Origin of the sequence: Pseudomonas savastanoi, from assembly GCF_020917325.1 — a bacterium.
Classification (GTDB): Bacteria; Pseudomonadota; Gammaproteobacteria; order Pseudomonadales; family Pseudomonadaceae; genus Aquipseudomonas; species Aquipseudomonas amygdali.
Genome location: NZ_CP076652.1, coordinates 1,918,675 through 1,943,560, shown reverse-complemented (window position 1 = coordinate 1,943,560; position 24,886 = coordinate 1,918,675). Strand labels below are relative to the sequence as shown.

Sequence of the window (24,886 nt, the reverse complement as noted above, 5' to 3'; positions counted from 1 at the left end):
GGTGCAGCACCGCCCTCCCCGAGGGCGGGCGGCGTACGACAGGGCGCAGATATTACTTGATTGCAGGTCGCCAGGGGCCGGGGCGGCCCATGAATACGCGTGCCTGTTCAGCTTCGCGCGCAATTCTGGGACAAAAAGTGTGAAATTTCTGTCGCCAGTTGCGCGCTTGAACGCCTCTCAGGCGGCGTTCAGGGCAACCCGGCCGGTGAACGTCAGATCGATTGATCAGTCGTTGCTGGCCTTGCCCACGGCCTGCAGAACGTACTGCGGCAAGGCGAACGCACCAATGTGGACTTCTGGGTTGTAATAACGCGTAACAATACCGCTGCCCGAGAAACGCTGACGCAGGGTTTCCAGCGGCAGTTTGCGATAGCTCTTGTCGGTCGAGCCCCAGGCAAAGGTCATTGCACCGCCGATGTAGGTCGGGATGGCTGCGTGATAGAAATGCCAGTCGGCAAACAGACCGTTCATACGCCCGGCCGTAGTCTGCACACCGCTCAACTGCATGAAAGGCGTACCGTTCTGGGTAACCAGAATGCCGCCTTCGTTCAGGCAGCGATGGCAGGCCTGATAAAAGTTCTCCGAAAACAGCACTTCACCCGGACCGATAGGATCAGTGGAGTCAGAGATGATCACGTCGAACTTCTCTTCGGTGGTCGCGACAAAGCGCATGCCGTCGTCGATGACCAGGTTCAAGCGCGAATCGTCAAAAGCGCCACTGGAGTGATTGGGCAGGAACTCCTTGCACATCTCGACCACCGTGGCGTCGATCTCGACCATGGTGATATGTTCCACCGTCAGGTGCTTGGCCACTTCACGCAGCATGCCGCCATCGCCGCCGCCGATGATCAGTACACGCTTGGCTGCGCCGTGAGCCAGAATCGGCACGTGAGTGAGCATTTCGTGATAGATGAACTCATCCGCCTCGGTGGTCTGGATGACGCCGTCCAGAGCCATGACGCGGCCCATGCGCGGATTCTGGAAGATCACTAGATGCTGGTGCTCGGTACGCACTTCGTGAAGCATTTTTTCCATACGAAAGCGCTGGCCGTAGCCTTCGTATAACGTTTCCTGATAATCGCTCATGGGTAAGCTCCCGCTGGGTACTGATGACAGGACGGCCGACCGCCCACAACAAAGGCGCGCATTCTACGTCGAGGAACATGACAGGTCGAACCTCTGTGCAGCGTCTTGCTTGCAAATGCCTTGGCCCATGAACGAAAAACGCCTGATTACCCAAGGTAATCAAGCGTTCGCTACCAACCTGCCGGCGTGTCAGATTCGCACGTTGCCGCGCGGTCCGAGGATTGCCCAGATGATCAGGCCCACAACAGGCAACAGCACGATCAACAATACCCAGAGAATTTTCTTGCCGGTCTCGGCGCCGCTTTTCAAGACATTGATGATGGCCCAGATATCGAGCGCCAGAATGATCAAGCCGACCAGGCCGTTGAAGCTAGAACCCATGGTGTTGCCCCTAATTGAATGCTTACCTTCCTAGGATAGTTGCGCCGTTCGGGGGTTCCGTTGAACCAACCTTATATTCTCGGGCTCCCAACCGGGGTCGACTTTGCTTTTCATTCATTATCGCGTTCAACCCTTATACAGGTAGCCTTCTTCATGCCAACGCCCGCACAACCCCGAACGCCCTGGGCGACATGGTTCAACCATCTTCAGGGCAGCCCGCTGGTGAGCCTGGGTTTCGCCCTTGCTCTGCTGATCGTCGTCGGCCTCGGCGGCATCAGTCTTTACAATGCCTTCTATGGCACCAGCCAGGTCAACTTCAATCATGCATTGCTGGGCGGCACGGCCGGTTTCCTGGCGACGGCGCTGGGTGCAGTCATGGCGGTCGCCCTGCGCAACGTTTCGCAACGCGCTCAGGACATCATGCTCGGTTTTGCCGCTGGCATGATGCTGGCTGCCAGCTCGTTCTCGCTGATACTGCCAGGGCTGGAGGCCGCCAGGGGCATAACCGACAGCGGCCCCTGGGCAGCTGCGACGGTAGTGACCGGCCTGGGTCTGGGTGTGCTGTTGATGCTTGGGCTGGACAAGTTCACCCCGCACGAGCATGAAAGCGTGGGCCGTCAGGGCCCTCATTCAGAGCGAATCAGTCGGGTCTGGCTGTTCGTGCTGGCGATCACCCTGCATAACCTGCCTGAGGGCATGGCGATTGGCGTCAGTTTCGCCAGCGGCGACATGAATGTCGGTCTGCCATTGACCACCGCCATCGCCATTCAGGACATTCCTGAAGGCCTGGCCATTGCGCTGGCCCTGCGCGCAACCGGCCTGTCGGCCTTCAAGGCAATGCTGGTGGCCATCGGTTCCGGACTCATGGAGCCGCTGGGCGCGCTGGTGGGCCTGGGTATTTCCAGCGGGTTTGCCATCGCCTACCCGCTGAGCATGGGGCTGGCGGCAGGTGCGATGATCTTCGTGGTGTCCCATGAAGTCATCCCGGAAACCCACCGCAACGGCCATCAGACCTCGGCAACGCTCGGTCTGATGGGCGGCTTCGCGGTAATGATGTTTCTCGATACGGCGCTGGGTTAACCGCGCAATGCCTTTAGCGCGGGTGCGGCATGGATGCCGGCCAACGCTGCCAGTTCAAGCACCCGCTCCTCGTCACGGCCATACACCAGCACCGCTTGCAGTTCGTCATCCAGCGGCTGGCTGAAGTTCATCAGCACATAGCCGCCCATGTCCTTGTTCATGCTGCTCAATTGAATCTGAATCCGGTTGAGCGCTACCAGTGGTTCGACCTTGGCCAGTTGTTTCGGCTTGATATTGAACGTGACGTCCTTGCCGAATGACTGCACGATCTGCTCGAACAGGCCCACATAGCTGTCGGCCTGGAACAGCACGGTTTCCGGCAGACTGCCCACCACCACCCATTCGCCCAGCGGAATCGGAAAGGTGTCGTCGTAGTTGATATCAGGGTTGGCGGCCAGAAACGCCTGCGGGTCGGCATACGCCTGCGCGGCTTCATCGGCAATACGCACGATTTCATCATCGCCCATGCAGCCGGAGCTGACTTTGCTGATTAATTCGACCAGTGAGTCTTTCATGGGAGCGATCCTGATAGCGGGCAAAAAAAGAGGCGCGAAGGATAACGGTAAATCCATCGCGCCTCTATGTGTTCATGCCCTGAAAGCACTCGGCATCAGGACCGGGCCGGCTGTACGCCCAGTTTGATCAGTTGATCAATGGTGACGGTCGCGCCCATTGCCTGAGCGGCGCCCAGTGCAGTGATGCCCTTGGCATCAGTGGCATGCGGGTCCGCGCCCTGACTGATCAGGTAATCGACTATCTCGTTGCGATTGAACATCGCCGCCATCATCAATGCGGTACGGCCATCGGCAGAAGCACCGTCTATATCGGCACCCGCCTCGACCAGCAACCTGACCACCGCCAGATCACCCTTGAACGCTGCGCCAGCGATGGGGCTCTGGCCATTATCGTTACGAATTTCAGGGTCAGCCTTGTGGTTCAGCAGCACACGGACCGCATCCGCATGGCAGTGGTAGCTGGCCAGCATCAGCAGCGTATCGCCCTTGTGGTTGCGCAGGTCTGCGGGCAGGCCTTTTTCAAGCAGACGCTCCAGCATGACTGCATTTCCCTGGCGAGCCACATCGAATACCTGCTCGGCGAACTCGGCGGCTTCGTCTTCAGTCATGGTTTTCGAAGCGCTGATATCTGTATCGGTCATTAACTACTCCTTTGCGCACGGTACTCCGGGCATGCGTTGACCCGGCGTCGATACACACACTGACCTCAAGTCTCGCCAGCTGTTCGATCAGCATCGATGCAGATGCGCAATGCTTGCTCCTGATCACCGCAATCCATGCAATCCCTCTTCTGCCCGATACCCATCGTGCAGGAAACGGCAAAATGCAGGGCGCACGAAGGGTGTTCATGCAAAATGCACGAAGCCTTAAAATAGAGAATATTTCAAGTCGTTGATTTTAAAGGATTTAATTCAAGTGCAAAGACTGGCACAGACACTGCAATAGTACTTCCAAGCTTATTATCCCATGAGCAATGGAGCCGCCTGACATGACCTTTATTCAAGAAAAATTCGCTTCCGTATTCTCCGACTACACCGTTACCACCCAGCCACGTCCTGATGGTGGTGTCCTGTTGTCACTGCGTACTCACGATGGCAAGCAGATCCGTCGCTCCGTGTCTTATGCTCAGTTGCACACTCCGGTTCAACTGGAATGGGTAATCAGCGCTATCCGCCGCGACCTGGCTGCACAAGCCAGCGAGTTGCCAGCTATTTCGATGCTGCAAAGTCAGCATCGCTTTGACCTGCCGACTTACCACACTCGTTGATTTTCCCGCCGCCTTGACAGGTGGCACCCGCTGTACGCTCTCTCATCCCTTGTTTGCCGCGATTACACTTTGTTCTCGCGGCTTTTTTTTGCCCGCGTTTTTTGCCCGCGTTTTCAGGTGTCTATTACCTGATAAGCCCCCGGCACAGCGCTTCGCCTACCGCCTGCGCCCTATTGGCGACACCCAGCTTGGAATAGATGGTCTTGAGGTGATACTTCACCGTCGACTCCGACACGTCGCGGATCATTGAGATCTCCCAGGCAGTTTTTCCATCCCTGGCCCACTGCAGTACCTCCAGCTCCCGATGGGTCAAACCGCGAGAACAGAACTTCAAACCCCGCGCAACACTGTGCAGCACCGGCATGAGACTGCTCATGAGGTATTTTTGTTCAGCGGAGATCGCTCGCCCTACTTCACCCAGCGTACAAACCGACGTCACGCTGTCGGCACCACGACAATGGTTCGTGTAGCCGTAGGAAATGGCCGGAAGCAGTTCGCACGTATCGACGATTTCTTCGTAGCACGCTGACACCGGATATTGTCTGAATGCATCCTGCCAGTTCACAAACCCCAGCTGGTTGCGATAACAACGGATGACCGGGTCCTGGGTGATCAACCCGCGCTGGCGGTAAGCCTGACCCCAGGCATCATCGATATTGCAGGTAATGAACGTCAGCAGCACCGGGCCCTTGAACTGATAGAACATCGCCCGCTCACTGTTGCATTCGCGCCTTAGCCATTCGAGGGCATTCTCGATAGCGGTCTGGCCATCGAGTTCGCTGATCGTGCTCACCATCTGCTGTATCAATAAGTCCCTGCTTGCGCTTTCTGTAATGGCACTGCACATCGCTGCCGCTCCTTATGCGCCCGTGAATCGGTACAGGTGTTGTCCGTGACTCAGGGGACGATGGGCGCAGAACTTACACGAATAATCGCGTTGAAGAATGACGAGCAGAACAAACAGATTCAACGCACTTTCAGGTAGGCAACGTCCCACTCAAAAGCAGGACGCTCCTTACAGAAAATAGCGTGCAAGCCTTGCGGCGGGCAGATTTTCATACCGCGGCATCAGGACAATGCCGCGCACGACAGGCTGACGTCGTTTAGAAAGAAGCAGGGTCGATGAGCGCGAAACTGCCCACATGTTTGTGACCCGCAAGCACCCCGCCGTCACGCGCCAGACCGCAGGTGATCATGCCGGCGGCCTTCGCTGCGTCGAGCTCTTCGACGATATCCGAGAGGAACAGAATGTCCTCGGCAGGACACTCGATTGCCTGCGCAATCGTCCGGTAGGACTGCGTTTCGCGCTTGGGGCCGGACGTCGTATCGAAGTAACCACTGAACAAACCGGACAGATCGCCCGCCTCGGAACAGCCGAAAATCAATTGCTGAGCCTGAATTGAGCCCGAGGAATAAACGTAAAGCCTGTAGCCCTGTTGATGCCAGTGTTTCAAGGCATCGACAGCATCCGGATAAACATGGCCCTTGAGCTGTCCGGCGTTATAGCCCTGCTCCCAGACCATGCCCTGCAACGCCTTGAGCGGCGTGGCCTTGCGGTCTTCGGCAATCCATTCCAGCAGTATTGCAATAACCCGCTCGACATCGGCATCAGGCTCGCCGGCCTCGGTGCGTACTGCTTGCAGCTGCGACGCCACTGCCGGTTGTCCGGCGTTTTGCCGAACGAACCCGGGCAGGTGCTTTTTGGCAAACGGAAACAGCACGTCGAAAACGAAACTCACTGCGCTGGTGGTGCCTTCAATATCCGTGAGGATAGCTTTGATGGGCATCAGAATCGGGCTCCTGTCAATCTTCCAGCCGTGGAAAACGGCCAGCAATGTCTTCACCGGTAAAATTCGCCACCCAGCCTTCCGGATTGTTGAACAGGCGGATGGCAACGAAATGCGGGTTCTCGCCCATATCGAACCAGTGCCGGGTGCCGGCCGGTACGGAAATCAGGTCGTTCTTTTCGCACAGCACGGCGTACACATAGTCGTCGATGTGCAATGTGAACAAGCCGCGTCCGGCGACGAAAAAACGCACTTCGTCCTCACCATGCCGATGCTCTTCAAGAAATTTGGCGCGCAGTTCGGCTTTCTGCGGGTGGTCACTGTTGAGGCTGATGACGTCTACGGTGACATAACCATGCTCGGTCATCAGCTTGTCGATCTGGGTACGATAGGCGCTGATCACTTCTTCCTGGCTGGCACCGGGGGTAATCGGCGCTGCCGCTTCCCAGCGGTCGAACGCCACGCCGTGTTCGGCCAGCGTCGAAGCAATATCTTCCAGATGGGTCAGCACCTTGTTGGGCGTGTCAGGGCTTGAAACGTGATAAACGGACAGGCTGCTCATGGCATGAATCCTCGGTTTGGGGCACCACCTTCCGGCTTTTACAGGCAGGTCAGGCTTACAGGCTGGTTTTAATACGACGTTTTCAACGGTTCAATACCGCGCGCATTTTAAGCTCGCATTCGAACAGAAACTCGAACGCTTCGATCTGGCGCAAGGCGTCGCTCATTTTCGCCCCCCAGGTGTAGAGACCGTGACCGCGGATCAGGTAGCCAGCGCACTCGGGATGGGCGTCCAGCCAAGGCTGCACTTTTGCGGCAAGACGGGCAATATCCTGATCGTTGTCGAAAATCGGCACCACGACCTGCGACTGATGAGTGACCACGCCATTAAAGGCCTTCTGCAGCTCGTAATCCTCGAACACCAGATGATCTGCGGCAGTCAGCCTGGACAGCACCGTCGCATTCACCGAGTGGGTGTGCAGCACGGCGCCGACCTGCGGCCTGCTGCTGTACAACTGGGTATGCAGCAAGGTTTCGGCAGACGGTTTTTTGCCGGGCTCCAGGCTGTTGCCTGCCATATCGGTAGCCAGCACATCGTCAGGACCCAACTGGCCCTTGTGCTTGCCGGATACGGTCAGCAGCGCCTCGGTGGCTGAAAGACGCGCGGAGTAATTGCTGCTGGTGGCAGGCGACCAGCCGCGGCCATACAGGAAGCGTCCGGCCTCGATTATTTCCACGCTAAGTTGTTCGCGGCTCATACACCTTCCTCTTTCTTGGGTGTGATAATCATGATGGCTGCGGCAAAGGCGACAAGGCTGGCAATGGCAAACGTCCAGGCTGGCCCCAGAGCGTTCCAGCTGTAACCGGAATACAGAGCACCCAACGCGCCACCCACGCCTGACAGTGCGGCATACAGCGCCTGCCCCTGTCCTTGCTGACGCGGGCCAAAGCTACTTTGCACGAAATGAATGGCAGCGGCGTGAAAGCTGCCGAACGTGGCGGCGTGCATCACCTGGGCAATCAGCAGCGCGGTCAGGTAATCGGCAAACAGCCCCAGCAGCAGCCAGCGCAATGCGGCCAGCAGAAAGCTGACGAACAGTACCTGGCGCACGGAGAAACGCTGCAGAATCCGGCTCATGACCATGAACATCAGCACTTCAGCCACCACGCCGACCGCCCATAGCAGGCCGATCAGGCCACGGCTGTAACCGAGCGCTTCGAGGTGCAGGGTCAAAAAGGTGTAATACGGCCCATGGCTGAGCACCATCAGCGCGACACTGAGGTAGAACGCCAAGACACCGGGACGCGCCAGCTGCCTGAGAAAGCCGCCCGACACTGTTTCACGGCTCGACGGCGAGGGATGCGCATTCGGCACCCACCAGCTGCTGACAACGATACCGGCCATGATCGCCAGTGCGATGTAAGGAAACAGATCCAGACTGAACCATTCGAACACCCGTCCCAGCACCACGACCGCCAGAATGAAACCGATCGAGCCCCACAGGCGGATCTGGCTGTAGCGCGAGGTCTGGCCTTGCAGGTGCGCGAGGGTGATGACTTCGAACTGCGGAAGGACGGCGTGCCAGAAGAATGCATAGAGCGCCATGACCATCGCCAGCCAGGCATAGCTTTTTTCGACCAGAATCAGCGAAAACGCCAACAACGTGCAGATGGCGCCAGAACGCACAATGGTCAGACGCCAACCGGTGTGATCACCCAGCCACCCCCAGAGATTGGGCGCAACGCAGCGCATCAGCATGGGGATGGCGATCAGTTCGCCTATGCGTGAGCTGGAAAAACCCAGGTGATGAAGATAGAGGGCCATGAACGGCGCAGACAGGCCGAGCAAGGCGAAATAGCACACGTAAAAGCCGGACAGCCGCCAGTAAGGAAGCTGTCCGCCGGATGTTTGCGTCACGCTAGCAGTCCGCGACCGTGACAGTGTGCATTACAACTGCCCCAGCACAGGCGTATTGACGCTGACATCGGCGTTCTGACCGCGATGACGCAGCAGATGATCGAGCAGCACGATGGCCATCATGGCCTCGGCAATCGGTGTGGCGCGAATGCCGACACACGGGTCGTGCCGACCTTTGGTGATGACGTCGGCCGCGTTGCCATCGGTATCGATCGAACGCCCCGGCGTGGTGATGCTGGAGGTTGGCTTGAGCGCCAGATGCGCAATGATCGGCTGGCCCGAGGAAATGCCGCCAAGAATGCCGCCCGCCTGATTGGACAGGAAACCCTGTGGGGTCATCTCGTCGCGGTGCTCGGTGCCGCGTTGTGCAACGCAGTCGAAACCGGCACCGATCTCCACGCCCTTGACCGCGTTGATGCTCATCAGCGCGTGGGCCAGTTCGGCGTCCAGACGATCAAAGATCGGCTCGCCAAGGCCGGGCATTACGCCTTCGGCCACCACCGTTATTTTCGCACCGACCGAGTCCTGATCACGACGCAACTGATCCATGTAGGCCTCCAGTTCCGGCACCTTGTCAGGGTCGGGGCAGAAAAACGCGTTGTCTTCTAACGAATCCCAGGTCTTGAACGGGATCTGGATCGGGCCCAACTGGCTCATGTAGCCGCGAATGACGATGCCCTGGGTTGCCAGGTATTTCTTGGCAATCGCCCCCGCTGCCACGCGCATGGCGGTTTCCCGTGCCGAACTGCGACCGCCGCCGCGGTAATCGCGGATACCGTACTTGTGGTGGTAGGTGTAATCGGCATGGGCTGGACGGAACAGGTCCTTGATGGCCGAGTAGTCCTTGGACTTCTGGTCAGTGTTGCGGATCAGCAGGCCTATGGAGGCACCGGTGGTTTTGCCCTCGAAGACGCCGGAGAGGATCTCGACCTCATCGGCCTCCTGACGCTGCGTGGTGTGGCGGCTGGTGCCTGGCTTGCGCCGGTCCAGATCGCGCTGCAGGTCTTGCAGGTCCAGCTCCAGCCCCGGCGGGCAGCCGTCGACGATAGCGACCAGCGCCGGGCCGTGGCTTTCGCCGGCGGTGGTGACAGTGAACAGCTTGCCGAAAGTGTTGCCGGACATGCGGGCGCTCCGAAAAATCAGCCAAAAAACCAGATCGTTAAACCAAGCGCGCCAGTATACGCAGGCTCGCGGTTCAGTTCATCCTCGAACCTTCTGTCACGCCGTGCGTCCAAGCGAGACTCTCCCTATGATGGCCTTGCGATGTTATCCGGTAATTCCCTGCTTCGAGTATCAAACGCGCTGCGTCTGCTGGCCCTGCCGATAACATTGACCCTGAGCCTTATCGCCGGAACAGCCAGTGCTGCGGCGCCCAGCGTGGTGCAGCGGCCGATCACGGTGGATACCGAAAACGGCAAACTGTACGGCACCCTGCTGATGCCCCGTTCGGACAAACCGGTCCCGGTGGTGCTGATCATCGCCGGTTCCGGCCCCACCGACCGCGACGGCAACAACCCAGAGGGTGGACGCAACGACAGCATGAAACGCCTGGCGGTGATTCTGGCCAAAAACAATATCGCCAGCGTGCGCTACGACAAACGCGGCGTCGCAGCCAGCAAGGCCGTCACGCCGGATGAACGCAATCTGAGCGTCGAGCGCTACGTGGCCGACGTTCAACTCTGGGCCAGAGCGCTCAAAGCCAACCCGCGCCTTGGCCAGCTGATCCTTCTGGGCCACAGCGAGGGTGCGCTGGTGGCGACGCTGGCGGCTGAAAAAGTGGGTGCAGCGGCGCTGATTTCCGTGGCCGGCACCGGACGGCCTGTCGATCAGGTGCTGCGCGAACAGTTTCAGGAGCGCTTGCCACCGGACCTGCTGCAACGCAGCAATCAGTTGCTCGATGAACTCAAGGCGGGCAAGACCGATGACAACGTGCCCGCCGAGCTGGAAGTGGTATTTCGCCCCAGTGTCCAGCCGTATCTGATCTCGCTGTTTCGCCAGGACCCCGCCGCAGCCTTCGCTGCAGTGCACATTCCGGCGCTGATCGTTCAGGGGCGCAACGACATTCAGGTAGGCGTGGGCGATGCCCTGCTGCTGCAAAAAGCCAGACCGGATGCCGAGCTGGCCCTGATCGACGGGATGAATCATGTGCTGCGTATCGTGCCCGACGATCTACAGCAGCAGTTGTTGTCCTACCGCAACCCGACCCAGCCGCTGGCCAGTGAAGTGACCAAGCGGATCCTGGCCTTCATCAAGGCCCTGCCCCACCCGGAAAAAAAATCTGACGCCAGATAATTGCAGGCCCTTCAGTCTTGGGATATCTGGCCGATAGCGGTTTGCTGGCTTCTTGTTCCGTTGCAAGTATTCCGGTGCAAGGCCCAGGAAAGGACACCATTATGACTGACGCGAATATCATGACTGAAACCACTGCAGCACCCGAAAGCGCCGAAGCCGAGGTTCAGGCACCGCCGCAGCCGTGGGAAGACGTTCTGCCCGAGAACTTTCAGATGTTGCGTCTGGCACCACAGCCCACCGACCGCGCCACGGGTGGGCGACCCTTGCGTTTTGTGCAGTTTGGCCGTGCCGAGCGGCACAGCAAGGAATTGAGCCTGTTGCGCATCAATGTGCAGCTGCCAGGCCAGCGGGTTCGCAAGGAACAGAACAATCTGGACGTCTGGGCCGACCACGAAAAGCGCACTGTGCGCTTCGGTCCCGAATCAGGCTTGCAGATCGAGCCGTGGAACCGCGGCATCGGTCGTTTCATGATTGCCCATGCCGTGCATTGGGCGCAGAAAAGATGGTCATCCTACAAGATCGAAGGCGTAGCGCTGGCGAGCAAGGACGGCCTGAACGAAGACACACGCCTGCGCCGTGACCACTTTCTGCGCACCCTGGGTTTTGAAGTGGCGTACGCCGATGCCCAGCACATGAAAGGCACCATCAAGGACGTACACGTCGGCAACCTGCACAGCACCTGGAACAACGACAAGGTGCAGATCATCGAAATTCTCGAAGCCTCGCAAATGCTGGAGAAGGCCGAGAAGAACCTGATCGAACAGGAAGTGACCATTCGCCAGCACGAGGACCGGGTCGGCAAGTACAAGCGCGAGGACGCCGGTCTGCGCTTCACGATTGCCTGCCTGGTGACCTTCGCGGTGTTTCAGGCGGGACTGCTGATCTGGATCGCGACCCACCGATGAAAAAAGGAGCTGATCTCAGCTCCCCCTTCTCTTAGTCTTCCCTATCAAACCTTCGACTGGAACAACGCCTGATGGTTGCGGCACTGTTCTGCAGTCAGCATGAACACGCCGTGACCACCCCGCTGGAAATCCAGCCAGGCAAAATCGACTTCCGGGTACAGCGCCTGCACGTGCACCTGGCTGTTGCCTACTTCGACGATCAGCAAGCCTTTCTCGTTCAGGTGATCGGCTGCCTGGGCAAGCATACGACGTACCAGGTTCAGACCATCGCTGCCACAGGCCAGCGCCAACTCCGGCTCGTGCTGATACTCGTCGGGCATGTCGGCAAAGTCTTCGGCGTCCACATAGGGCGGGTTGGACACGATCAGGTCGAAGCGCTGACCCGGCAAACCGTCGAACCCGTCGCCCTGCACTGTATAGACGCGGTCCTCCATGCCGTGACGCTCGATGTTCTGGTTAGCCACCTCAAGCGCGTCATAAGACAGGTCAGCCAGCGCCACTTCAGCTTGCGGAAACTCATCGGCACAGGCGATACCGATGCAACCGGAGCCGGTGCACAGGTCGAGAATCCGTGCCGGCTCGTCGGCCAGCCAGGGGGCGAAGCGCTCTTCGATCAGCTCGGCGATAGGCGAGCGCGGGATCAATACGCGGTCATCGACAATGAACGACATGCCACAGAACCACGCTTCGCCCAGCAGATATGGAGTTGGCACACGGTCATCGATGCGCCGCTTGATCAAGCGTTGCAGTTCGGATATTTCGTCGACTTCCAAGCGGCAATCGAGGTAGCTGTCGGCGATTTCCCAAGGCAGGTGCAGTGCGCCCAACACCAACTGCCGCGCTTCATCCCAGGCATTGTCGGTGCCATGACCGAAAAATACGTCTTCCTCGTGAAAGCGGCTGACGGCCCACCGTATATGGTCGCGCACGGTACGCAAACGGGAAGTGATCATGGACAAACTCCTTGAAAAGGCGACGAGCTGCTGTAAGACGAGCCACGGTGAAAAGTCTGGTTCCGAACAATGCACATTCTTCGTACCCGATAGGCGTGGAAGTTTCCATGATTCGCGTACTGCCATCAAGGCAAACCGCCAGCCACCCTCACCCCCAACTGCCCTGCAGGCCATAAAAACCGTGGCCTGCGATGGTTGCCATTCCCAGAACGCCTCAGCCAGAGGACAATGTCACAAAAGCCCCACACCAAGGAGCCCGTGAATGTCCGATTTAAAGACCATGTTCCAACTCAGCGGCCGGGTGCATGCGCCCGCCAATTTGAGCAATGCGACGCTGATCATCATCGATGCCCAGAAAGAATACCTCAGCGGCCCGCTGGCCCTGACCGGCGTCGACGAAGCCCTGGCCAATATCTGCCAATTGGTCGAGAAGGCCCGTGCGGTCAAGTGCCCGATTGTTCATATTCGCCATCTGGGCACTGTGGGCGGCCTGTTCGACCCACAGGGCGAGCGCGGTCAACTGGTGCCGGAGCTGTTACCAAAAGACGACGAACATCTGGTCGAAAAACGCCTTCCCAACGCTTTCAATGGCACCGGCCTGCATGATCTTCTGCAAAAGCTGGGTCATCTGGACCTGATCGTCTGCGGCTTCATGAGCCACTCGAGCATCAGCACCACGGTTCGCGCTACCAAGGACTACGGTTATCGCTGCACACTGGTCGACGATGCCTGCGCAACCCGCGACTTGCCGAGCCCGCACGGCGTCGTCAGCGCACAGGTGGTGCACAGAACCGAGATGGCGATCATGGCCGACAACTTCGCCACACTGGCGCTGACCAAAGACCTGATCTGATCTGCGCCGGAACGAGTGGTTGTGTGGGCGTATTCACATAACCGCCCATCCCTTGCCGGCTCGTATCATCCCTGAGGCGGGAACCACCCCTTCTTCTCCGGGTCAGAGCGCCGATACTCCATTGAGCCGATACCTATTGAGGAAAAGGCATGAAAACGTCAGATGGTTTCGATGCACGTCGCCTGCGCCCAAGGGGTCAGGGCAACTGGGGCAAACGCATCGGCACGCTGATTGCGCTGCTTCTTGTGGCGTCAGGCGTGTTGCTGACCGTTGCCGGTGTATCCAGCCTGACCATTCACCCGCAGATGCTCGGCGAGCTGAATGCCAGCCCGGGAGGCGCCGCATTTGTCGCTGTCGGAGGGTTGCTGGTGCTGTACGTGGGCGTCTGGCTATGGCGCCGCTGCCGTCGTCAGCGCAGTGCCAGCGGCTTGAGTATCTCTGCGCACCTGATGAAAAAACACAACTGACCCTCGCGTATGAACGGTTAGAATGGCTTCCTTCGCGGAGGCCCCATGCAAGACGACGATTTTTCCCTGTTCAGAAGCGAAACGCGCGGCGTAAAGCCGCTCAAGCATGAACACGCCGATGTCGGCAAACCCAAGACCGATCGAAAAATGCTGGCCCGCCTGCGTCAGTCGGCGACCGTGCGCACCGATTCGGTGACCGTCGACGGTTTGTCGGATCAATTCGTAATCGATGTCGGTCCGGAAGATATCCTGAGCTGGTCGCGCGACGGCGTGCAGGAAGGCCAGATGCGCAAGCTCAAACTCGGGCAGATCAGCTTCGAAGGCAGCCTGGACTTACACGGCATGAGCGTCGAAGTGGCGCGTGAGACGCTGTGGGAGTTTCTGGCGGAAGCGACCCGACTGGAAATACGCTGCGTACGTGTTACCCACGGCAAGGCGGTACGCCTGGACGGTAAGCGCCCCATGATCAAAAGCCACGTCAACACCTGGCTGCGTCAGCATTCGCAGGTACTGGGCTTTTGTTCATGCCTGGCCAAGCATGGCGGTGCGGGTGCGGTGTACGTGATACTCAGACGCACCATGATGGAAGGACGCGACGAGTAATCCTCCTCGCGCCCCTCTTGCCGGACAGCAATATGCTGCCCGGCGTGTTACTCAGCGCGGACCAGGACCGCCGGGACCACCAGGCCCACCAGGTCCGCCCCCTTCATGATGCCCACCGCCGCCGCCGTGTCCGCCCGGACCTGGCCAAAACGGCCAGCAGCCGGAAACCGACGACAGTACGACGGCGAACAACGCTATTTTTGCTACTCGACTCAACATCCGGATTCACTCTCTCGACAGGCAATTGATTAATAACCTGCACGTTCAGACAGCGCGGTGCCGGGGAAGTGGGTAGCGATCTGGTCGCCAACGTGTAAGCGCTACGATACAAAACGCATAACGCCCGGTTGATTTGCAGCGCTGCCGTGCACCCGCACTCTTGCGTAAGTTACTATGTGCGCCGTCGGCGACGGGCCTGCCCTCGCACTCATCGAACCCCACACGGAAACACACCCCTGTGACACTGGAACAGAATTACACCGCCATACTCGGGCAACTGGGCGAGGACGTCTCGCGCGAAGGTCTGCTGGACACCCCCAAGCGCGCCGCCAAGGCCATGCAGTACCTGTGTCGCGGTTACGCGCAAACGCTGGAAGAAGTCACCAACGGCGCGCTGTTCAGCTCCGATGCCAGTGAAATGGTCATGGTCAAGGACATCGAGCTGTACTCGCTGTGCGAGCATCATCTGCTGCCGTTCATTGGCAAGGCACATGTCGCCTACATTCCCAACGGCAAGGTGCTGGGCCTGTCGAAGGTGGCGCGGATCGTTGATATGTACGCCCGCCGCCTGCAGATCCAGGAAAACCTCAGCCGTCAGATCGCCGAGGCCATCCAGCAGGTTACCGGTGCACTGGGTGTGGCGGTGGTGATCGAAGCCAAGCACATGTGCATGATGATGCGCGGTGTCGAGAAGCAGAACTCGGCCATGATCACGTCAGTGATGCTCGGCGAATTCCGTGAAAACGCTGCCACTCGCAGTGAGTTTCTCAGCCTGATCAAGTGACCCGTTCAGCCCGCGTTCACGTGCCCTGGCGCACGCTGAACGCCCGGCCGATTTCCGCCACTGTCCGCAAGAGGTATGACCGTGTTCATGAAAGCGTTAAGAGTCGGCCTTGGCCAGCTCGTCATCGGTATCGACTTCCTGACCCGCCCGAGCAAGAAAAAGCGCGATCCGCAGGCCCAGGCGGCTGTCGCTGAGGCGGCTCAAGACCTGACGCTGTACCAGTTCCACGCCTGCCCGTTCTGCGTGAAAACCCGTCGCACCCTGCACCGTCTCAATGTTCCTGTTGCTTTGCGCGATGCGAAGAACAACGAGCTTGACCGTCAGACGCTGCTAAACGAGGGCGGTAAAATCAAGGTGCCTTGCCTGCGAATCGAAGAAGGCGACAAAACCGTGTGGATGTACGAATCCAAAGTCATTATCGACTACCTGAACCAACGGTTCGGCGCGATCTGAACACTACGTGCCCGACGTGCCTCAACGCGGGCAACCTTCCTCGCGGCAGGCGACATAGGCTTGCAACTGCTTGAGGCGCACGCGGGTCTGGTCAGCCAGGCATTGCGACTGCAGCAACGGCCAGATAGAGCCTGAGTCCTCGGGCTTGCCAGCCTGATACAGGCAATCGGCGTCACGCAGGGCTATCCACTTCAGTTGTGCATCCTTGAACGCCTGCTTTTTGGCCGGCGTCTTCAACCACGTCATCTGCGCCTTGTACTGCTTGTTGAGATCGGCATCGAGCGCCGCCAGCTCATTGGCTGCACATTGATTCATGCTGGCCTGATTGGCGTCACAATCCTGAGCCTGTGCCGAGCAGCCGATACCCAGCGCGATAAAAGCGGCCAGAAGTGCTATTGAAACGCGCATAAATTTCCTTTTATTCAGCCAATGGGGGCATCAATCCAGCATACCGACATAACCGGGCTGCGCCTTGACCCGATCCAGCCAGCGCCGAATTCCGGTGTAAGGTGCCAGATCGAAACCGCCCTGATGAGCGACGTGGGTGTAGGCGTACAAGGCGATATCGGCGATGGAGAAATTCTCACCGACCAGAAACGGTGTGCGATCAAGCTGCTGCTCCATGACCGCCAGCGCTCGATAACCGGACTTCTGCATGGCGCGATACTCGGTCATGCGTTCAGCCGGCAAGCCCAGATAGAACTGGATGAAACGGGCAACCGCCACCGACGGCTCATGGCTGTACTGCTCGAAAAACTGCCATTGCAGTACCTGGGTACGCAGCCGCGGTTCGCTCGGAAGATACCTGGAACCATCAGCCAGAAAATTGAGAATCGCATTGGACTCCCATAGACAGGTGCCGTCTTCCAGCTCCAGCACCGGGATCTTGCCGTTGGGGTTCTTTTCCAGAAAAGCCGGGGTCTGGGTTTCGCCATTGAGAATATCGACCGGTACCCACTCGTACTCGCAGCCCAACAGGTTAAGCATCAGCTTGACCTTGTAGCAGTTGCCCGAGTTGTAATCGCCATAAACCTTGTACATCGCCCTGCTCCCTCGATATGCCTGTATTGCCGGCTATGATCAGGCGGCTTTCAGATTCTGTGCCGCACGGACCACAGACGCCAGTCGTTTTATGCCTTCATTCAGACGCGCCGGGTCGATATGACTGAAATTGAGGCGCAGATGGCCGTGATTGGCGTCCGGGTCAGCAAAAAAAGGTTCGCCCGGCATGAACGCGACGTCCTGCGCCAACGCGGCATCCAGCAAGGTACGGGTGTCCAGCGGCTGTTTCAGGGTCAGCCAGAAGAACAATCCGCCTTGCGGGCTATTCCACTCGGCCAGGTCTGAAAAATGCGTCTGCAAGGCATCCTCGAATGCATCCCGGCGACCGCGGTAGAACTCGCACAGCGTCAGCAGATGTTCACGATAGTGCTCAGTGCCAATCCACTGCAAGGCCTGCCATTGGCCGAGGCGATTGGTATGCAGATCGGCGGACTGCTTCAGGCGCAACAAGTGCGGAAACAGATCGGGACTGGCGATCAGATAACCCACACGCAGGCCGGGCAACAGCGTTTTGGAGACCGTGCCGGTGTAGATCCAGCTGGCTGTCTTCAGGCCGCTGACAATCGGCCTGGCACTGCCACCGTCAAAGCTCAACTCGCGGTACGGCTCATCCTCGATCAACGTGACGCCGAACTCGTCAAGCAACGCCGCAACTGCATCGCGGCTGGCCTGGCTATAGCGCACTGCCGAGGGGTTCTGGAAGGTCGGGATCAGGTAGGCGAAAGCGGGCCTGTGCTGCTCCAGGCGCTGACGCATGGCGACCAGGTCCGGGCCTTCGGCCTGCAGAGGCACGGTGATGCAGTCGGCACCAAACAGCTGAAATATCTGCAGCGCCGCCAGGTAGGTGGGTGCTTCAAGCAGAATCTCGGTGCCTTTGTCGATGTAGAGCTTGGCTGCCAGGTCCAGGGTCTGTTGAGAACCAGTGACCACCATGACCTGACTGGCATCGCAAGCAATACCCAGGGCGCGGGCGTCGGCAGCCAGCGCTTCGCGCAGCGCAGGTTCGCCCTCGCTCATGCCGTACTGGCCCAGAGAAACAGGCATGTCAGCCCACTCGACTTTGGGCAGCATCGACTCGGCAGGCAGGCCACCAGCGAACGACATCACTTGCGGACGCTGAGCGGCGGCGAGGATCTCGCGAATCAGAGAACTTTTCAGACGGGAAACGCGTTCGGAAAAAGCCATGGCACTTACCTGTAGCCGAGACGAAGGAAAATAAGTCAAACTTGTTGACTCAAATTACGACGCCCAGCCCGGATACGTCAACATGCTTGACTTAAAAAAACCTGCCAATCAACAAATGGCCATGGAGGCCTTCTTCTTCGGCTATCAGGCGTTCACCGCCAAGGCTGATGAAATGCTGGCCAAGCGCGGCTTCAGTCGCGTGCATCAGCGCATTGTATTTTTTATCGCTCGCTATCCCGAACTGAGCGTCAAGGAACTGCTCACGGTATTGGGCGTGAGCAAGCAGGCGCTCAATGCCCCGCTGCGCCAATTGATCGGCATGGACCTGGTGCACAGCACCGCCCCGGAAACCGACAAGCGTAAACGACTGCTCGGGCTCACCGATGAAGGCGCCCGTTTCGAGCAGGCGTTGCGGCGTGAACAGGTCAAGCTGCTGCAACGCGTGTTCGCCGAAGCGGGTCAGGAAGCGGTGGATGGCTGGATGACAGTCAACCTCGCGCTGGGCCAGACACTGCAATCCGGTGCGTGTCCAATCGGGACTGACGTCGAATAAATACCACTGGCGCAACTGTGCTGGCATTTACTCATATCGCTGTATCGTAAAGCCGAGCGGTCATGCGTTTAGGCTTGGCGTCCTTTGCTACCTGCCCGCTTCAAGGAACGCCCTGCATGAACGAAACCCTCAAGGCACCATTGCGCCCGCTGACCGACTCATCGCCGTCTGCGGTGGTTGCCGGCTTCATTGCCATGATGACTGGCTGCACCAGCTCACTGGTGCTGATGTTTCAGGCCGGACAGGCGGCCGGTCTGAGCAGCGTGCAGATTTCGTCCTGGCTGTGGGCGTTGTTCATGGGCATGGCGGTGTGCAGCATCGGCCTTTCGTTGCGCTACCGCATGCCGATTACTGTCGCGTGGTCCACACCCGGTGCCGCACTGCTGATCACCAGTCTGGGTGGTGTGGCATACCCGCAGGCGATTGGCGCGTTCATGACCAGCGCGCTGCTGGTTATTCTGTGCGGCGTAACGGGCAGCTTCGAACGTATCGTGCGGCGTTTGCCAGCCTCGCTGGCTGCGGCCTTGCTGGCGGGAATCCTGTTCAGGATCGGCAGTGAAATCTTCATCGCCGCCCAGCATCGCACCAGCCTGGTATTAGGCATGTTTTTTACGTATCTGGTGGTGAAGCGTCTTTCGCCACGCTATTCGGTGCTGCTCGCACTGCTGGTCGGCATCGGGATATCGGGCGCGCTGGGCTTGCTGAACTTCAGCGATCTGGCGCTGCAAGTCGCCATGCCGGTCTGGACCACTCCCGAGTTTTCCTGGGCCGCGACGGTCAGCATCGGCATTCCGCTCTTTGTGGTGGCTATGACCTCGCAGAACATGCCCGGTGTGGCGGTGTTGCGAGCCGACGGTTACTACCCGCCCACCTCACCGCTGATATCGGTAACAGGCTTTGCTTCTTTGCTTACCGCACCGTTCGGCTGCCACGGGATCAACCTGGCCGCCATCAGCGCCGCCATCTGTACCAGCCCTCATGCGCACGAAGACAAGTCCAAACGCTACACAGCGGCGATCTGGGCCGGGATTTTCTACGCAATCGCCGGGATTTTCGGCGCCACGCTGGCAGGTCTGTTCAGTGCGTTCCCCAAGGAACTGATGCTCTCGATTGCCGCACTGGCGCTGCTCGGCTCGATCACCAATGGCCTGACCGTGGCCATGGCCGAGCCCCGGGAACGCGAACCTGCCCTGATCACCTTCATGGTGACGGCCTCGGGGCTGACGCTGTTTTCCATAGGTTCGGCATTCTGGGGCATTGTTGCGGGCCTGCTGACCATGCTGATCCTGAATGCACGCAAGGCCGGATAAGCCTGCCTCAAGCCCACGTCATAAGAACGATCAACTACGGGCAGTGGCTGACACCAGCAAGGTTCCGGCATCTGCATCGAGTATTGCCTGCGTTCCCAAGGGCACGGCCTGATTGAGATCTCCATGCCCTACCGGCAAGCCGCCCAGCACCGGAATGCCCAGACTGCCCAGCCGTTCCAGCAGCACATCGGCGGGGCTGATGGTGCCGCCGGTGTTCGCGGCAGGGGTGAACTCGCCCACCGCGACACCCGCCAGACGCGCAAGGATGCCGCAGTTACCCAGATGGGTCAGCATGCGGTCAACCCGATAGGCCGGTTCGTTGACCTCTTCGATGAGCAAAATCGCACCGGTCATGTCGGGCATGAACGGCGTACCCACCGAGGTATCGAGGATGCACAGATTGCCGCCCAGCAACAGGCCCTGCGCGCTGCCGCCGGTTCTGACCTTCGCCGTTGGTGAGGCATGATCGGCCTTGAGCAATACCGGCTCGGTACTCATCAGCACATGGTGCATGCCGCTGACGAACAGGCCACCGCGTTCCAGCTGCGAGGCGACCGGGCCATGAATAGTGGCCAGACGCGCATGGTTCCACAGCGCACCATGTAGCGCGGTAATATCGGAAAAGCCGGTTACCAGCTTGGGGTCACGACGCACAGCGTCCATATTTACCTGCTGGACAATTCGCTGCACGCCATAGCCACCGCGGTTGCAGATGACCGCACGAATCTCCGGATCAGCCAGTGCGGCGTTGAGGTCAGCAAGCCGCTCCTCGTCGGTCCCCGAATAGAATGAGTATTTACCCAGCGCATGCGGATAGACGCGCGGCCGCAGCCCCCACCCCTTGAGTACTTCGACCGCAGCGTCGATGTTGCCAGGGTCAACCGGCCCGGCAGGCGACACCAACGCCACGGCGTCGCCAGCGCGCAGAACCTGAGGGTAAAACGTCGGTTTGGATATAGCTGGCATTACGGTCACCCTAGCGTTTGTCGAGCGACGAATCTAGAGCACCGCCGCAACTGACTCAAGCCCTATCGGCCTTCAGCATGCGTCGTCTGCAGATCCGTCTGAACGCCAAAGCCGCAACGGACTCCTATCAATCACATGGATCAAACAGCATTCGCTTGATGATCGCTTCTTGCCTGAGCAACGCGGCGAGCGTTTGAATCCATCTTTGAACCATTTTCTGGAGACCCTGCCATGACTGATCTTTCCAACCGCCAGTTCCTGCTCGCCAAGCGTCCGTCGGGCGATGTGCGCCGTGAAGACTTCACCTATCAAGAGGCTCCGGTCACCGCACTTGCCGAAGGCCAGATACTGGTCAGGAACAAATACCTGTCGCTGGACCCGGCGATGCGTGGCTGGATGAATGACGGAAAATCCTACATTCCGGCCGTAAAGCTGGGCGAAGTGATGCGCGCCCTGGGCGTGGGCGAAGTGCTTGAATCGAAAAACCCGAAATTTGCCGTAGGCGACCATCTGCAAGGCGCACTTGGCGTTCAGGATTACTTTGTGGGCGAGCCAAAAGGCTTTTACAAGGTTGATACCAGCCTTGCCCCGCTACCGCTTTATCTATCTGCTCTGGGCATGACCGGCATGACTGCCTACCTGGCGCTGCTGGATGTCGGCCAGCCAAAAAGCGGTGACACCGTAGTGATCTCCGGCGCAGCGGGTGCTGTGGGCAGCGTCGCCGGGCAAATTGCCAAGCTCAAGGGCTGCCGGGTTGTCGGCATCGCAGGAGGCGCAGAAAAATGCCGTTTACTGACCGAAGAACTGGGCTTCGATGCAGCCATCGACTATAAGTCCGAAGACGTTATGGATGGTTTGAAGCGCCACTGTCCGGATGGCGTGAACGTGTACTTCGACAACGTTGGCGGCGACATTCTGGACGCGGCGCTCAGCCAGTTGGCGGTCGGCGCGCGCGTGGTGATCTGCGGTGCCATCAGTCAGTACAACAACACCACGGCGATCAAAGGCCCGGCCAACTACATGTCACTGCTGGTCAACCGTGCACGCATGGAAGGCTTCATCGTACTCGACCACCCCGAGCGCTTCGCTGAAGCCGGTCAGGTGATGGCGGGCTGGATCAAGGAAGGCAAGCTCAAGAGCAAGGAGCATATCGTCGACGGTCTCGAGACTTTCCCGGAGACCTTCCAGATGCTGTTCAGCGGTGAGAACCAGGGCAAGCTGATCTTGAAAGTGGAATAAAGCCCGCGGGCCGGGCACCTCATGCTTCAGCATGGGGTGCCTTGCCTGATGATGTGCGCCCTTGCGCTCAAGCCAGCTCGGCAACCACTGCAGCCAAGGCCTTCGCCGGGTCAGCTGCCTGGCTGATCGGGCGACCGATGACGAGATAATCGGAGCCGGCGTCCAGGGCCTGGCGCGGAGTCAGGATGCGGCGCTGATCGTCCTGCGCACTGCCCGCAGGACGAATGCCGGGCGTCACCAGTTGCAACGACGGGTGAGCCGCTTTCAGGGCCTGCGCTTCCAGCGCCGAACAGACCAGACCGTCCATACCCGCCTTCTCGGCCAGCGCTGCAAGGCGCAGCACCTGCACCTGCGGATCAATGTCCAGGCCGATACCGGCAAGGTCTTCCCGCTCCATACTGGTCAGAACGGTCACGCCAATCAGCAGTGGCTGAGGACCGCTGCGCCGCTCCAGCACTTCGCGGCACGCCGTCATCATGCGCAGTCCGCCTGAGCAGTGCACGTTGACCATCCATACGCCCATCTCGGCAGCGGCCTTGACCGCCATCGCCGTGGTATTGGGGATATCGTGGAATTTGAGATCAAGAAACACCTCGAAACCCTTGTTGCGCAGGGTCTCGACGATATCGGCCGCACAACTGGTGAACAGCTCCTTGCCGACCTTGACCCTGCACAGCTTGGGATCGAGCTGATCAGCCAAACGCAAGGCGGCTTCACGGGTCGGAAAATCCAGGGCGACGATGACGGGAGTCTGGCAGGCGGACATGAGCGTGGTCTCAGGTAAGTCGAAATCGGCGCGCATTGTAGCCGAACCGGCGAGCAGACGGGACCCGTAGATCGGCATTTAGCCAGTCGCGGCCATAAAAAGTCATGATTCCCTGCACCCGCAGCGACCACCGCTTCGATGGCCTGCACCAAACCTGCACAACCCGATGAATCGGTTCACTGCAGCGTTCTGTAAACGACCCGTTTTGAAGCAACACGACAATGATCAGTGCACTGGCACGGCCTCTGCAACAGGATGTTTCAACGATTACCGAATCTCAGGGAGATGACCATGAGCACGCAACTCAAGCCAACGCTGGGCACGATTCATCTATGGGGGATCGCTGTCGGGCTGGTGATTTCCGGCGAGTACTTTGGCTGGAGTTACGGCTGGGGCGTGGCGGGTACACTGGGCTTTTTGGTAACAGCCTTGATGGTTGCGACCATGTACACCTGCTTCATCTTCAGCTTTACCGAGCTCACTACGGCCATCCCGCACGCGGGCGGCCCATTTGCCTATAGCCGCCGCGCCTTTGGCGAAAAAGGCGGACTGATCGCCGGTATGGCCACTCTGATCGAATTCGTATTCGCGCCACCGGCCATTGCCATGGCAATCGGTGCGTACCTTAACGTGCAATACCCGGGGCTGGACCCTAAACATGCGGCTGTCGGCGCTTACATCGTGTTCATGGCACTCAACATCGTGGGCGTAAAGCTGGCAGCAACCTTTGAGCTGGTCGTGTGCATTCTCGCCGTGGCCGAGCTGCTGGTGTTCATGGGGGTGGTCGCACCTGCATTCAGCTTCAGCAACTTCGCCCTCAACGGCTGGGCCGGTTCCCAGACCTTCGGGCCGGAAGCGATTGCCGGCATGTTCGCCGCCATCCCCTTTGCGATCTGGTTCTTCCTGGCCATTGAAGGCGCTGCAATGGCCGCCGAAGAAGCCAAGGACCCGAAACGCACCATCCCGAAGGCCTATATCAGCGGCATTCTGACCTTGGTGATACTGGCGATCGGCGTCATGCTGTTTGCCGGTGGCGTGGGTGACTGGCGCACGCTGGCCAACATCAACGACCCACTGCCACAAGCCATGAAAGCCGTGGTCGGTAACAGCTCCGGCTGGCTGCACATGCTGGTCTGGATCGGCCTGTTCGGTCTGGTCGCCAGCTTCCACGGCATCATCATGGGTTACTCGCGCCAGTTCTTCGCCCTCGCCCGCGCCGGTTACCTGCCTGCCTCGCTGGCCAAGTTGTCACGCTTTCAGACACCGCACCGGGCGATCATCGCAGGTGGCCTGATCGGCATCGCCGCCATCTACAGCGATGGCCTGATCAACCTGAGCGGCATGACACTCACCGCCGCAATGATCACCATGGCTGTATTCGGCGCTATCGTCATGTACATCATGAGCATGCTCAGCCTGTTCAAGCTGCGCAAGACCGAGCCTGATCTTGAGCGCAGCTTCCGCGCGCCAGGTTACCCGGTGGTGCCCGGTATTGCGCTGGCTCTGGCAGTCGTGTGCCTGGTGGCAATGGCCTGGTTCAACATGCTGATCGGCCTGATTTTCCTCGGGCTGATGGCCATCGGTTTTATCTACTTCAGCCTGACTGCCAAATCGCGCGCCGATGCACCGACCGACGCGATGCTGACCGGGCAATAATTCAGAGACTTTCCGGGGTTGCGTGCAAAGCGTTTTGCACGCAACCCGGTCAAGGCGCATACACTTGAACCATTGAGCAGCCTCG

29 protein-coding genes are annotated in these 24,886 nt (G+C 59.1%); 13 read left to right on the top strand and 16 right to left on the bottom strand.

Going from position 1 to position 24,886, the window contains the following annotated elements; all coding sequences use genetic code 11:
* Nucleotides 1-225 precede the first annotated feature (225 nt).
* Entirely contained in the window at nucleotides 226-1,086 is an 861-nt protein-coding gene (gene speE / locus KP808_RS08555; RefSeq protein WP_058402003.1) for a polyamine aminopropyltransferase, read from the bottom strand.
* 189 nt (nucleotides 1,087-1,275) lie between these two features.
* Complete coding sequence (locus tag KP808_RS08550; protein ID WP_002552853.1) at nucleotides 1,276-1,467, bottom strand: PLDc N-terminal domain-containing protein; 192 nt, start codon at nucleotides 1,465-1,467, stop codon at nucleotides 1,276-1,278.
* A 153-nt stretch (nucleotides 1,468-1,620) separates the two neighbouring features.
* Here KP808_RS08550 and KP808_RS08545 point away from each other — a divergent pair, with 153 nt between their 5' ends.
* Nucleotides 1,621-2,547, top strand: coding sequence for a ZIP family metal transporter (locus KP808_RS08545; RefSeq protein ID WP_004665830.1), 927 nt, complete (start codon nucleotides 1,621-1,623; stop codon nucleotides 2,545-2,547).
* Here KP808_RS08545 and KP808_RS08540 read toward each other — a convergent pair.
* Together KP808_RS08540 and KP808_RS08535 are read right to left on the bottom strand one after the other, a co-directional pair.
* Entirely contained in the window at nucleotides 2,544-3,062 is a 519-nt protein-coding gene (locus tag KP808_RS08540; protein ID WP_230018099.1) for a hypothetical protein, read from the bottom strand. The two genes, KP808_RS08545 and KP808_RS08540, sit on opposite strands and share 4 nt — an antisense overlap.
* 95 nt (nucleotides 3,063-3,157) lie before the next feature.
* Nucleotides 3,158-3,703, bottom strand: coding sequence for an ankyrin repeat domain-containing protein (locus KP808_RS08535; protein ID WP_057402576.1), 546 nt, complete (start codon nucleotides 3,701-3,703; stop codon nucleotides 3,158-3,160).
* A gap of 347 nt (nucleotides 3,704-4,050) precedes the next feature.
* On the opposite strand from KP808_RS08535, the gene KP808_RS08530 reads away from it, so the two are divergent.
* Nucleotides 4,051-4,329 (top strand): DUF3509 domain-containing protein, encoded by a 279-nt coding sequence (locus KP808_RS08530; protein WP_002552849.1) that lies wholly within the window; start codon nucleotides 4,051-4,053, stop codon nucleotides 4,327-4,329.
* 124 nt (nucleotides 4,330-4,453) lie between these two features.
* On the opposite strand, the gene KP808_RS08525 is transcribed toward KP808_RS08530, so the two are convergent.
* The 6 genes from KP808_RS08525 to aroC form a co-directional block, all read right to left on the bottom strand.
* Complete coding sequence (locus tag KP808_RS08525) at nucleotides 4,454-5,176, bottom strand: response regulator transcription factor (protein WP_058402000.1); 723 nt, start codon at nucleotides 5,174-5,176, stop codon at nucleotides 4,454-4,456.
* Nucleotides 5,177-5,432: 256 nt separating this feature from the next.
* Nucleotides 5,433-6,116 carry an acireductone synthase gene (gene mtnC / locus KP808_RS08520; RefSeq protein ID WP_230018097.1) on the bottom strand — a complete coding sequence of 228 codons (684 nt, stop codon included), beginning with the start codon at nucleotides 6,114-6,116 and terminating at the stop codon, nucleotides 5,433-5,435.
* A 16-nt stretch (nucleotides 6,117-6,132) separates the two neighbouring features.
* Nucleotides 6,133-6,678 carry a 1,2-dihydroxy-3-keto-5-methylthiopentene dioxygenase gene (locus KP808_RS08515; RefSeq protein WP_054076416.1) on the bottom strand — a complete coding sequence of 182 codons (546 nt, stop codon included), beginning with the start codon at nucleotides 6,676-6,678 and terminating at the stop codon, nucleotides 6,133-6,135.
* An 82-nt stretch (nucleotides 6,679-6,760) separates the two neighbouring features.
* The gene (locus KP808_RS08510; RefSeq protein ID WP_058401998.1) at nucleotides 6,761-7,375 is read right to left on the bottom strand and encodes a methylthioribulose 1-phosphate dehydratase; all 615 of its coding nucleotides are present in this window, start codon (nucleotides 7,373-7,375) and stop codon (nucleotides 6,761-6,763) included.
* Entirely contained in the window at nucleotides 7,372-8,535 is a 1,164-nt protein-coding gene (locus KP808_RS08505; protein WP_011168228.1) for an MFS transporter, read from the bottom strand. Before KP808_RS08505 ends, KP808_RS08510 begins: the two co-directional genes overlap by 4 nt.
* Before the next feature lie 30 nt (nucleotides 8,536-8,565).
* Nucleotides 8,566-9,657, bottom strand: a complete 1,092-nt coding sequence (gene aroC / locus KP808_RS08500; RefSeq protein ID WP_230018095.1) for a chorismate synthase — start codon at nucleotides 9,655-9,657, stop codon at nucleotides 8,566-8,568.
* Nucleotides 9,658-9,798: 141 nt separating this feature from the next.
* Between aroC and KP808_RS08495 the strand changes: the two genes are divergently transcribed.
* Nucleotides 9,799-10,827 (top strand): alpha/beta hydrolase, encoded by a 1,029-nt coding sequence (locus KP808_RS08495; RefSeq protein WP_058409746.1) that lies wholly within the window; start codon nucleotides 9,799-9,801, stop codon nucleotides 10,825-10,827.
* A 101-nt stretch (nucleotides 10,828-10,928) separates the two neighbouring features.
* Nucleotides 10,929-11,732: a hypothetical protein gene (locus KP808_RS08490; protein ID WP_080395078.1), complete on the top strand. Its 804-nt coding sequence runs from the start codon at nucleotides 10,929-10,931 to the stop codon at nucleotides 11,730-11,732.
* A gap of 44 nt (nucleotides 11,733-11,776) precedes the next feature.
* Here KP808_RS08490 and prmB read toward each other — a convergent pair whose 3' ends face one another.
* On the bottom strand, nucleotides 11,777-12,685 hold the full coding sequence (prmB, locus tag KP808_RS08485) for a 50S ribosomal protein L3 N(5)-glutamine methyltransferase (RefSeq protein WP_122280322.1): 909 nt from the start codon (nucleotides 12,683-12,685) through the stop codon (nucleotides 11,777-11,779).
* A 262-nt stretch (nucleotides 12,686-12,947) separates the two neighbouring features.
* Between prmB and KP808_RS08480 the strand changes: the two genes are divergently transcribed.
* The 5 genes from KP808_RS08480 (at nucleotide 12,948) to KP808_RS08460 (ending at nucleotide 16,064) form a co-directional block, all read left to right on the top strand.
* Nucleotides 12,948-13,538: a cysteine hydrolase family protein gene (locus tag KP808_RS08480; protein WP_002552839.1), complete on the top strand. Its 591-nt coding sequence runs from the start codon at nucleotides 12,948-12,950 to the stop codon at nucleotides 13,536-13,538.
* Between the two features lie 149 nt (nucleotides 13,539-13,687).
* Entirely contained in the window at nucleotides 13,688-14,005 is a 318-nt protein-coding gene (locus KP808_RS08475; protein WP_058401994.1) for a hypothetical protein, read from the top strand.
* A gap of 45 nt (nucleotides 14,006-14,050) precedes the next feature.
* Complete coding sequence (locus tag KP808_RS08470; protein ID WP_005755898.1) at nucleotides 14,051-14,608, top strand: Smr/MutS family protein; 558 nt, start codon at nucleotides 14,051-14,053, stop codon at nucleotides 14,606-14,608.
* A 457-nt stretch (nucleotides 14,609-15,065) separates the two neighbouring features.
* On the top strand, nucleotides 15,066-15,611 hold the full coding sequence (gene folE, locus KP808_RS08465) for a GTP cyclohydrolase I FolE (protein ID WP_002552836.1): 546 nt from the start codon (nucleotides 15,066-15,068) through the stop codon (nucleotides 15,609-15,611).
* A 75-nt stretch (nucleotides 15,612-15,686) separates the two neighbouring features.
* Entirely contained in the window at nucleotides 15,687-16,064 is a 378-nt protein-coding gene (locus KP808_RS08460) for a glutathione S-transferase N-terminal domain-containing protein (RefSeq protein WP_080395079.1), read from the top strand.
* A 21-nt stretch (nucleotides 16,065-16,085) separates the two neighbouring features.
* Here the strand turns inward: KP808_RS08460 and KP808_RS08455 are convergent, their stop codons facing one another.
* From KP808_RS08455 to KP808_RS08445, 3 genes are read right to left on the bottom strand one after another with little or no spacing between them, the layout of a single operon-like run.
* Complete coding sequence (locus KP808_RS08455) at nucleotides 16,086-16,472, bottom strand: lysozyme inhibitor LprI family protein (protein ID WP_230018092.1); 387 nt, start codon at nucleotides 16,470-16,472, stop codon at nucleotides 16,086-16,088.
* Nucleotides 16,473-16,502: 30 nt separating this feature from the next.
* The gene (locus KP808_RS08450) at nucleotides 16,503-17,105 is read right to left on the bottom strand and encodes a glutathione S-transferase family protein (protein ID WP_058401992.1); all 603 of its coding nucleotides are present in this window, start codon (nucleotides 17,103-17,105) and stop codon (nucleotides 16,503-16,505) included.
* 39 nt (nucleotides 17,106-17,144) lie between these two features.
* A complete protein-coding gene (locus KP808_RS08445) occupies nucleotides 17,145-18,311 on the bottom strand; it encodes an aminotransferase-like domain-containing protein (protein WP_058401991.1) in 1,167 nt (388 codons plus the stop codon).
* Between the two features lie 82 nt (nucleotides 18,312-18,393).
* Between KP808_RS08445 and KP808_RS08440 the strand changes: the two genes are divergently transcribed.
* Together KP808_RS08440 and KP808_RS08435 are read left to right on the top strand one after the other, a co-directional pair.
* Nucleotides 18,394-18,864, top strand: coding sequence for a MarR family transcriptional regulator (locus tag KP808_RS08440; RefSeq protein ID WP_004658431.1), 471 nt, complete (start codon nucleotides 18,394-18,396; stop codon nucleotides 18,862-18,864).
* Nucleotides 18,865-18,980: 116 nt separating this feature from the next.
* Nucleotides 18,981-20,174: a benzoate/H(+) symporter BenE family transporter gene (locus tag KP808_RS08435; protein WP_230018084.1), complete on the top strand. Its 1,194-nt coding sequence runs from the start codon at nucleotides 18,981-18,983 to the stop codon at nucleotides 20,172-20,174.
* A gap of 30 nt (nucleotides 20,175-20,204) precedes the next feature.
* On the opposite strand, the gene KP808_RS08430 is transcribed toward KP808_RS08435, so the two are convergent.
* Nucleotides 20,205-21,140, bottom strand: a complete 936-nt coding sequence (locus tag KP808_RS08430; protein WP_219171190.1) for a S66 peptidase family protein — start codon at nucleotides 21,138-21,140, stop codon at nucleotides 20,205-20,207.
* A gap of 231 nt (nucleotides 21,141-21,371) precedes the next feature.
* Between KP808_RS08430 and KP808_RS08425 the strand changes: the two genes are divergently transcribed.
* A complete protein-coding gene (locus KP808_RS08425; protein WP_002552829.1) occupies nucleotides 21,372-22,379 on the top strand; it encodes an NADP-dependent oxidoreductase in 1,008 nt (335 codons plus the stop codon).
* Between the two features lie 67 nt (nucleotides 22,380-22,446).
* Here KP808_RS08425 and pyrF read toward each other — a convergent pair whose 3' ends face one another.
* Entirely contained in the window at nucleotides 22,447-23,145 is a 699-nt protein-coding gene (pyrF, locus tag KP808_RS08420) for an orotidine-5'-phosphate decarboxylase (protein WP_058402064.1), read from the bottom strand.
* A 291-nt stretch (nucleotides 23,146-23,436) separates the two neighbouring features.
* On the opposite strand from pyrF, the gene eat reads away from it, so the two are divergent.
* Nucleotides 23,437-24,801 (top strand): ethanolamine permease, encoded by a 1,365-nt coding sequence (gene eat / locus KP808_RS08415; protein ID WP_230018082.1) that lies wholly within the window; start codon nucleotides 23,437-23,439, stop codon nucleotides 24,799-24,801.
* Nucleotides 24,802-24,886 lie beyond the last annotated feature (85 nt).

Coding starts and splice junctions, on each gene's coding strand:
- speE (WP_058402003.1), bottom strand. CDS start 1,086: ATGAGCGATTATCAGGAAACGTTATACGAAGGCTACGGCCAGCGCTTT.
- KP808_RS08550 (WP_002552853.1), bottom strand. CDS start 1,467: ATGGGTTCTAGCTTCAACGGCCTGGTCGGCTTGATCATTCTGGCGCTC.
- KP808_RS08545 (WP_004665830.1), top strand. CDS start 1,621: ATGCCAACGCCCGCACAACCCCGAACGCCCTGGGCGACATGGTTCAAC.
- KP808_RS08540 (WP_230018099.1), bottom strand. CDS start 3,062: ATGAAAGACTCACTGGTCGAATTAATCAGCAAAGTCAGCTCCGGCTGC.
- KP808_RS08535 (WP_057402576.1), bottom strand. CDS start 3,703: ATGACCGATACAGATATCAGCGCTTCGAAAACCATGACTGAAGACGAA.
- KP808_RS08530 (WP_002552849.1), top strand. CDS start 4,051: ATGACCTTTATTCAAGAAAAATTCGCTTCCGTATTCTCCGACTACACC.
- KP808_RS08525 (WP_058402000.1), bottom strand. CDS start 5,176: ATGTGCAGTGCCATTACAGAAAGCGCAAGCAGGGACTTATTGATACAG.
- mtnC (WP_230018097.1), bottom strand. CDS start 6,116: ATGCCCATCAAAGCTATCCTCACGGATATTGAAGGCACCACCAGCGCA.
- KP808_RS08515 (WP_054076416.1), bottom strand. CDS start 6,678: ATGAGCAGCCTGTCCGTTTATCACGTTTCAAGCCCTGACACGCCCAAC.
- KP808_RS08510 (WP_058401998.1), bottom strand. CDS start 7,375: ATGAGCCGCGAACAACTTAGCGTGGAAATAATCGAGGCCGGACGCTTC.
- aroC (WP_230018095.1), bottom strand. CDS start 9,657: ATGTCCGGCAACACTTTCGGCAAGCTGTTCACTGTCACCACCGCCGGC.
- KP808_RS08495 (WP_058409746.1), top strand. CDS start 9,799: ATGTTATCCGGTAATTCCCTGCTTCGAGTATCAAACGCGCTGCGTCTG.
- KP808_RS08490 (WP_080395078.1), top strand. CDS start 10,929: ATGACTGACGCGAATATCATGACTGAAACCACTGCAGCACCCGAAAGC.
- prmB (WP_122280322.1), bottom strand. CDS start 12,685: ATGATCACTTCCCGTTTGCGTACCGTGCGCGACCATATACGGTGGGCC.
- KP808_RS08480 (WP_002552839.1), top strand. CDS start 12,948: ATGTCCGATTTAAAGACCATGTTCCAACTCAGCGGCCGGGTGCATGCG.
- KP808_RS08475 (WP_058401994.1), top strand. CDS start 13,688: ATGAAAACGTCAGATGGTTTCGATGCACGTCGCCTGCGCCCAAGGGGT.
- KP808_RS08470 (WP_005755898.1), top strand. CDS start 14,051: ATGCAAGACGACGATTTTTCCCTGTTCAGAAGCGAAACGCGCGGCGTA.
- KP808_RS08460 (WP_080395079.1), top strand. CDS start 15,687: ATGACCGTGTTCATGAAAGCGTTAAGAGTCGGCCTTGGCCAGCTCGTC.
- KP808_RS08455 (WP_230018092.1), bottom strand. CDS start 16,472: ATGCGCGTTTCAATAGCACTTCTGGCCGCTTTTATCGCGCTGGGTATC.
- KP808_RS08450 (WP_058401992.1), bottom strand. CDS start 17,105: ATGTACAAGGTTTATGGCGATTACAACTCGGGCAACTGCTACAAGGTC.
- KP808_RS08445 (WP_058401991.1), bottom strand. CDS start 18,311: ATGGCTTTTTCCGAACGCGTTTCCCGTCTGAAAAGTTCTCTGATTCGC.
- KP808_RS08440 (WP_004658431.1), top strand. CDS start 18,394: ATGCTTGACTTAAAAAAACCTGCCAATCAACAAATGGCCATGGAGGCC.
- KP808_RS08435 (WP_230018084.1), top strand. CDS start 18,981: ATGAACGAAACCCTCAAGGCACCATTGCGCCCGCTGACCGACTCATCG.
- KP808_RS08430 (WP_219171190.1), bottom strand. CDS start 21,140: ATGCCAGCTATATCCAAACCGACGTTTTACCCTCAGGTTCTGCGCGCT.
- KP808_RS08425 (WP_002552829.1), top strand. CDS start 21,372: ATGACTGATCTTTCCAACCGCCAGTTCCTGCTCGCCAAGCGTCCGTCG.
- pyrF (WP_058402064.1), bottom strand. CDS start 23,145: ATGTCCGCCTGCCAGACTCCCGTCATCGTCGCCCTGGATTTTCCGACC.
- eat (WP_230018082.1), top strand. CDS start 23,437: ATGAGCACGCAACTCAAGCCAACGCTGGGCACGATTCATCTATGGGGG.